Below are 7514 nucleotides of genomic sequence, written 5' to 3'. Positions count from 1 at the left end.
CTAAATTTTGAGAATCTATGATTTTAAAATTTAAGTCGGTCTCATGCATGTTTTTTAAAAACCGATTAAATCGGATGGGGAGAGTATGGCCTGAAAATAAATTCAAAATAATGCTTGATTTCCTCTTGGTACTCTATTTATATGTGGTTTGGGTTGAAAAACAACAGCGTTCACTGGTATTTCAAAGACTCAGTCCAGACAAGATTCGGGAACCCCAATATGTGGTATATGAATATTTTTCAGTTTTGAAATTTTGATTCCACTATATGAGCCTCAACCGCTGTTACAAGCCAATCTTGCCCTGTAATTTTTATAATAAAAAAATTGACAGTGGGCTACAGGTTATTGGCTGGGCAGTTCATGATTCAAAAGTGACCTGTGGGCTATCCTCTGTAAGTTTTAGTGAAGTTTTTCGCTTCGGCTAAAGCAATAAATGTTCTTAAATAGTCGATCTGTAAATTCATCGTTTACCCGCCAGTTGAGTTCAGATTATGCTGAGATAGTTACAGCTCCAAGAAATTTATGGCGAAGGCGTTCGAAATGATTGAAAAGTTGAGTTTTCCTGATCCCGACGAGTTCATCAGTATTGCCGGAGGCCAGACAGTCCATGAATTTTTTCACTTCTGTTTGGACGGCCTTCACTTCATCCTGATACCCATTTTGAGCCAGAACACTATACCAGATCCGAAATGTCTGTGAATATAATTTATCGGAAACATCTGCCAGAACCGGATTCCCGGCGGCTTCATGGATGATGTCCCTGAAGGCCATATCTATTTTTGTCAGCGCTTTTGTATCTTTTTCATCCAAGAGCCTGTTGCAGGCATTATACATCTCTTCAAGTTGTCTGTTGTGTTTTGAAGAAAAATTTCCTTTTGCAAGATTGCTTTCAAAGGATTCCATCTCAAACCGGACCTGGTAGACATTCATGATCCGGCTGAATTCAATCTCAGTGACCATGCTCCCTGTTCGAGGAATTACTCTTACTAATTGTTCCCATTCCAGACGGTTGAGTATATCCTTGATCGGCGATCGGCTCACTTCGAATTCCTTTGCCAATACATTCTCGTTCAGAATCTGCCCTGGTTTATACTCTAAATAAAGAATTCGTTCTCGTATAGTTTGATAAATTTTATCTTTCATTCCTAAGCACTCAGTTTTAACTAAAGTTTTTATGTCATTTTATTGATATGCCACTTGCGTTTCATTACTTAGCCCACCGCCTGGATAAACTCAAGCCTTTTTAGTGTTTCCGTTTATTTTTTTAATTTTTGGAAGGCTGCCTGATCTCAGCCCCAGGAATGGTCAAGCTTTACGGACCTCGCCTTTATGGGGGATCTGTACTTGGAATGAAAATCAAAACCTTCGGCTGCTAAAAAAAAACAATGCTTGACAGGCTGAGAAATCATTGCTACGCATTGAGCATAACACTGATATTCTACTAATGCTATTATTGAAGTTTTATAAAACATGACACTAAAATATCACTGACGTTTGGCTTTCGTGATATGTTTTTAAAACAAAGGAGGGTCTAATGGCGATAATTTCTGTTACCAGACCAAAGCAGGCCTGGTATGGAGAATCCATCGGCATTTTGATACTGGACGCCTCTTATCCTTGTGTTCCCGGAAACGTTGGTAATGCCAGCACATTTCCGTTTCCTGTCCGGTACGAAAAAGTGGAAGGAGCCTCCATTGACCGGCTGTTGAATCAACAGGATCCCGATCTGGTCTCCCCATTTATTGATGCCGCCCAGAGACTGTATAACAGCGGCGTCCATGCGATTACCGGTGCATGCGGGTTCATGGCCCTTTTCCAGCAGGAAGTTGCCCAAAGTCTGGAAATACCTGTTTTTTTATCAACCCTTTTGCAGCTTCCGTTTATGTATCAAATAACAGGGAAAAAAGTGGGGATTATCACAGCCGATTCCACCTGTCTTCAACCCAAACATTTTATATCCACAGGTGTTTCTGAAGGACTTCCGCTGGCAATCGCCGGCATGGAAAACCAACCGGAATTCAGGGATGCCGTTCTCAAGGAAAAGGGAACTCTGGATTCCGATAAAATCCAGGACGAAGTTGTTGCTGTGGCTAGTGAACTGGTAAATCAAAACCCGGATATCGGCAGCATTCTGCTTGAATGCAGTGATTTGCCGCCATATGCCCATGCTGTTCAAGCTGCGGTGGGTCTCCCGGTGTTTGATTTTTTTACAATGATCAATTACATGCATACAACCATTGTTCGTACACCCTTTAACGGGTTTATGTAGGCCATGGCATACAAAAAAGGAGGTGAGTTTAGGTTATAAGTTAAACGTTTAGGTACAGAGTTTTATACACAAAAGCTTTTTTACAAGGAGAGATTAGATGAAAATTCAACGTATGTTTACCCGGGGTCTGCTGGTCGCGCTGACAGGCGCTTTTTTGGTGGTTGGTTCTTCTCTGCCGGCATTTGCAAAAACCTATAAATGGCAACCCTCATCCTGGCTGCCTTCAGGAATCAGCTGGGACACCATCGCGTATATGTCTGATTATGTTAATCGGATGTCCGACGGACGTATTGTCATGAAACCAAGTGCTCCCGGAGCCATTGTTCCCGTGGCGGAACAGCTGGATGCCGTGGGTATGGGTGTCATGCAGGCCACCTTTATCTGGCCGGGATATTTCCCCGGACAGCTCCCGGTGACTTTCACCCATGGGGACTGCATGGCAGCCCCTAAAACCATCGCCGAGATGCGTTACCTCTATGAAGAGTATGAAGACGGGCGCATCATGAAGCTTTTACGGCAGGAATATGCCAAGCACGGTGTTCATCTTGTGGGCAATGTATATTGGACCCTGGACAACCTGATGATTTCCAAGAAACCCATCAGCGGGGTCAAAGACATCAAGGGCCTGAAGTTCAGATCCTCTGAACTCATTGCATTGCAGCTGGCGAAACTGGGCGCCGGAACTATCTGGACCCCAGCCGCCGAAATTTATACCATGCTCTCCACCGGCGGTGTGGATGCCATCACCTTTTCCCATGCAGCCGACATGGTGGACATGGGTTTTCATGAAGTCACCAAATACTGGGTCAAATACCCCACAGCCGTGGGTCCGGCCACTGATGCCTTTATCGTGAACCTGAAAACCTGGAACGCTCTGCCTGATGATCTTAAAGCCATCCTGGAAGCCGCCTGTGAAATCGGATCTGCAAGAAACAAGTTCCAGGCTGAATTAACCATTCAAAAAGCCTGGAATGTAGTAAAGGACAAAGGCATTGAAATTGTTGAGTGGTCAGAGGAAGATGCCCGTATATTGTCCGGACTAGCCAGTGAAGTTGTACCCGAAAAATACTTTAAAGACGCAGCCTTTAAAGAAATTTTTGAAATTACACAAAAATGGGCCATTGAAAAAGGGTATTGGGAAAAGAAATAGCGCTCCCCTGTAAAAGATGCCGCCCGCATCTTTGGGCGGCGTCTTTATGGATGCTTAATTTTGATTTCTAATAAAGAGGGAAATACAATGAGACAAATCTTGGCCATAATAGATTCCGTCAGCGAATGGAGCGGAAGGCTGATCAGTGTTTTGATCTTTTTTCTTGCCTTTTTTCTGCTGTACGATGTTATCATGAGGTTTGCGTTCAACGCGCCGACCATCTGGTGCCACGAGCTGGCACTCCATTTTTTCGGTGCCTATGCCGTGCTCGCAGGGCCCTATGTACTCCTGCATGATGAGCATGTCAAAATAGATCTTGTATACAACATCTTCTCAAAAAGGGGGCGGGCCATTATTGACTGCTTTACCTATCCTCTTTTTTTTATGTTCATTGGCCTGCTATTCTGGCATGGGCTTCACATCGGTATGCGTGCCTTTGAGTTAAAACAGACAGTATCTCCTTCCCCCTGGGCCTCTCCTTTGTGGCCGGTCAAGCTGACTGTTCCATTGGCTGCTTTTCTGATGCTTTTACAGGGCCTGGCCCAATATATCCGAACCCTTAATCTTGCTTTTACAGGGAAGGAATTATCATGACGGAATTACTACCTGTTCTGACTCTTGTCGGCGGCCTGCTGATCGGTCTGATCACCGGGTTCCCCATGGCCTTTACCCTGTCCAGCAGCGCCATCATCACTGCCTTTTTCTTCTTCGGATCCCAGACGTTACCGTTTGTTGCCACCAATATTTTCGGCATGATGTCCAGCATGGTTCTCATTGCCATGCCCCTTTTTATTTTAATGGCCTGCTTACTGGAGAAATCAGGTGTTGCTGAAGACCTTTATGCGTTTATGTACCAGGCACTGGGACCGGTCCGTGGCGGATTATCCATGGGCACGGTGCTGATTTGCGCCATTATTGCTGCCATGTCCGGAGTCACCACCACCGCGGTGGTCACCATGGGCATTATCGCCCTGCCCATTATGCTTAAACAGGGCTACCACAAGAGTATCGCCATCGGGCCCATTCTGGCAGGAGGGGCCCTGGGGCTTCTTATCCCGCCTAGTATTTCCCTGATCGTCTACGGGATGGTGGCCCGGGTCTCCATCGGCAAGCTGTTTGCCGGAGGAATCGTCCCCGGTTTCATCCTTGTGGGATCGTTTTTGACCTACATCGCCATACGGTGCTTTTTGCAGCCCCACTATGCGCCGGCCCTGCCCAAGGAAAAAAGAGTCCCGTTAAAGGAACTGATTATCCTTTCCAAGGGGCTTATTCTTCCCATCGCGGTGGTTGGTGCGGTTTTAGGCACCATCTTCGCTGGGATCGCCTCTCCTACTGAAGCCGCTGCCGTCGGGGTTGCCGGCGCTCTGGTCAGCGCACTGATCAACCGAAGGCTTAACCGGGCCATGCTCAGCGACGCTGCTGTGCGGGCCATGAGCATCACCGGGATGATCATGTGGATCCTTTTCGGCGCCGCCTGCTTCACCAGCATTTTTTTTCGGACCGGCGGCCAAGACCTTATCGCCGATTTCCTGATGGATTTCGATAATCCGGTCTTGATCTTCGGCTTCATACTGGCCGTCATGATCGTTCTGGGTTTTTTCCTGGATGAGATCACTCAGGTGATGATCACGGTTCCGGTATTCCTGCCCGTCATTGTTCAGCTGGGCTATGATCCGGTCTGGTTCGGTGTTCTTTTCATGACCCAGGTTCAGATGGATTATCTGACCCCGCCCTTCGGGTTCTGCCTGTTTTATATGAAGGGAGTGGCTCCTCCCGAGGTGAGTATGGGGGATATCTACCGCTCCATTTTACCCTTTGTCCTGATACAGCTGGCGGTGGTTATCTTTATTCTCCTGTATCCCGAGGTTGTCATGTGGCTTCCCAATCTGCTCTTTGGATAGGGGAAGGTAAAGATAGGTTTATAAGAAAATTTGATGAAAACCAGGAGCGACTTTCAAAAATATATTGCATTTATCAGGAGAAAACATGAAAGACAAGAATATCACTCACGGTCTTTGGGCGGCCACGGCACCTCCCAGACCCCGGTTGACTCCCCTGCAGGGAGATCAAAGAACCGACATTGCCATCATTGGGGGCGGGTATACAGGCCTTTCTGCTGCCCTGCATCTTGCAAAAACGGGTAAAGAGAGCGTTGTCCTTGAGGCGGAAGATATCGGGTATGGCGGAGCCGGGCGTAATGTGGGGCTTGTTAATGCAGGACTCTGGCTTATGCCTGAAGAGTTGCTTAGGCTTGCCGGTCGTGAATATGGAGAAAAACTCATTGATGTCCTTGGTGATTCTCCTGATCTTGTGTTTGATTTGATTAAAGAACATGGAATTGAATGTGAAGCCCTTCGCAACGGAACCCTTCATTGTGCAGATTCCAAAAAAGGATATAAAGCACTTCAGCAGCGGGAAGCTCAGTGGTTGAAACGTGGAGCGCCGGTAAGGCTTCTTGAGCGGGATGAGGCGGCTTCCAAGACCGGCAGCAATTCTTTTTATGGGGCGTTGCTTGATAAACGTGCCGGAACCATTCAGCCTCTGGCCTATGCTTACGGGCTTGCCAATGCAGCATTGAAGGCCGGGGCGCAATTATATAACCAATCCCCTGTGGTCGGATTTGAAAAGACCAGGGATGGATGGAAATTAGACACCCCGACAGGAACATTGGCTGCAAAGTCAGTTATCATTGCGGTTCATGCATATCCGGGTTATGTATTTAAATCATATAAAAAATCAATGGTGTCGATGAGTTTTTTCCAGTTTGCCACGCCGCCACTTTCAAAAGATGTTCTGGAAACTATACTGCCTGAGCGCCAGGGTGCCTGGGATACCAATCTGATTCTGTCTTCCTATCGCCTGGATGCTGCCGGACGTCTTATTGTAGGCAGTGTAGGGACGGTGGAAGGCTTTGCCTATGATCTGCACGAAAACTGGGTAAAAAGAACGATTTCAAAAACATTTCCCCAGGTTGGAGATACACAGCTCGAATATGGCTGGCATGGCAGATTTGCCATGACCACCAACCATATTCCAAGATTCCATGTGCTGGATAAAAACATGGCCATGATCACAAGTTATAATGGCCGGGGTATTGGTCCCGGGACCGTGTTTGGAAAACTTCTGGCCGAGTATATTACAGGGGGCTCCCCGGAAGATATCCCGTTGCCGGTTTCAAAAATTGAACCGATATGGTCTCGAAACCTTTGGGGACTCTTTTATGAAACAGGTGCAAGATTGTATCATTTTATCCAGCGAAGGATTTGAATTTTGGGATCCAGACTTTTGTTTTGACCTGGATTCATATATGTTTTTTTTACCTTGCCATTTACAGCTAAATGACAAGGTTTAGATCCGGTCTACAGCAACTCAACTGATAACGTTTATCGGGTCACATTTGATAATGGCCCAAATTCTCCTTTATCCAGATCTAGTTTAGTGACACGCCTTTCCTTCCCGTTTTCTCCTTCACAGGCAAGGCCAAGCATGTTTGCCCAAGTTTTGGTCCCGCTTTGATATTTGATTCTAACAAAAAGACTGTCTTTGTATTCCTTATAGCTGACATATTCAACAGGGACCCCATTCCCACCGTTTTCAGCTTTAACGATAAAAACCTTCTTGTCTATTATTAATTGCTTTGCTCCGACCACATCTCCATTTGTGATGCAATCATTTTCTTTTTCAATATGCTTGAGTTCTTGAGCTACAGCAGTCCCATTTAAAAGAACAATATTGGGTTCAAATTGGAACCAACCACCCCAAGCACTCCCGCCAAGGGCTATAACAACCGTAAAAACGAAAACTGTCTTTTTGATAATTTCACTCATTCTATCCATCCTCCTTAATTCATGTACATAAGTTGAAAATTTATTTAAATCATGGAACAGCTTAAGTTTAGGTGCGTTGTTAATTTTTATTTTTTCTTCCCAAAATTAAAATAAAAAAAAAGCATTCGCCCATTAATATTGGGAAAACACCTTTGTTTTCTTCTAATTCTGCTGATACGCTATTGTATTCAACGAATATTTTAGAGTAAATATCCTGGCCCTGAGGGCCAGGCTTTGGGTTTACCCCTGGAAGGGGATTAGTATGCCT

The 7514-nt window shown here is 45.7% G+C and carries 8 protein-coding genes; 5 read left to right on the top strand and 3 right to left on the bottom strand.

The genetic code is table 11. The features are described from left to right. Positions 1-489: 489 nt before the first annotated feature. A complete protein-coding gene (locus QAI40_RS16275) occupies positions 490-1143 on the bottom strand; it encodes a GntR family transcriptional regulator (RefSeq protein ID WP_299983765.1) in 654 nt (217 codons plus the stop codon). Between the two features lie 391 nt (positions 1144-1534). On the opposite strand from QAI40_RS16275, the gene QAI40_RS16270 reads away from it, so the two are divergent. The 5 genes from QAI40_RS16270 to QAI40_RS16250 all read left to right on the top strand — a co-directional run bounded on the left by QAI40_RS16270 (position 1535) and on the right by QAI40_RS16250 (position 6686). Beyond that, a complete protein-coding gene (locus QAI40_RS16270; protein ID WP_299983767.1) occupies positions 1535-2269 on the top strand; it encodes an aspartate/glutamate racemase family protein in 735 nt (244 codons plus the stop codon). A 97-nt stretch (positions 2270-2366) separates the two neighbouring features. Further along, on the top strand, positions 2367-3419 hold the full coding sequence (locus QAI40_RS16265) for a TRAP transporter substrate-binding protein (protein ID WP_299983769.1): 1053 nt from the start codon (positions 2367-2369) through the stop codon (positions 3417-3419). Between the two features lie 87 nt (positions 3420-3506). Further along, positions 3507-4013, top strand: coding sequence for a TRAP transporter small permease subunit (locus QAI40_RS16260; RefSeq protein WP_299983771.1), 507 nt, complete (start codon positions 3507-3509; stop codon positions 4011-4013). Beyond that, a complete protein-coding gene (locus tag QAI40_RS16255) occupies positions 4010-5320 on the top strand; it encodes a TRAP transporter large permease (RefSeq protein ID WP_299983773.1) in 1311 nt (436 codons plus the stop codon). Before QAI40_RS16260 ends, QAI40_RS16255 begins: the two co-directional genes overlap by 4 nt. 85 nt (positions 5321-5405) lie before the next feature. After that, positions 5406-6686 (top strand): NAD(P)/FAD-dependent oxidoreductase, encoded by a 1281-nt coding sequence (locus QAI40_RS16250; protein WP_299983775.1) that lies wholly within the window; start codon positions 5406-5408, stop codon positions 6684-6686. Positions 6687-6802: 116 nt separating this feature from the next. On the opposite strand, the gene QAI40_RS16245 is transcribed toward QAI40_RS16250, so the two are convergent. Together QAI40_RS16245 and QAI40_RS16240 are read right to left on the bottom strand one after the other, a co-directional pair. Further along, entirely contained in the window at positions 6803-7246 is a 444-nt protein-coding gene (locus QAI40_RS16245) for a hypothetical protein (RefSeq protein ID WP_299983777.1), read from the bottom strand. 79 nt (positions 7247-7325) lie between these two features. Further along, the coding region (locus QAI40_RS16240) for a hypothetical protein (protein ID WP_304511831.1) at positions 7326-7514 on the bottom strand (189 nt) is incomplete at its 5' end.

The organism is Desulfobacula sp., from assembly GCF_030611305.1.
Classification (GTDB): Bacteria; Desulfobacterota; Desulfobacteria; order Desulfobacterales; family Desulfobacteraceae; genus Desulfobacula.
The sequence above is the reverse complement of the archived record's forward strand: the minus strand, read 5'-3'. Positions and strand labels throughout refer to the sequence as shown.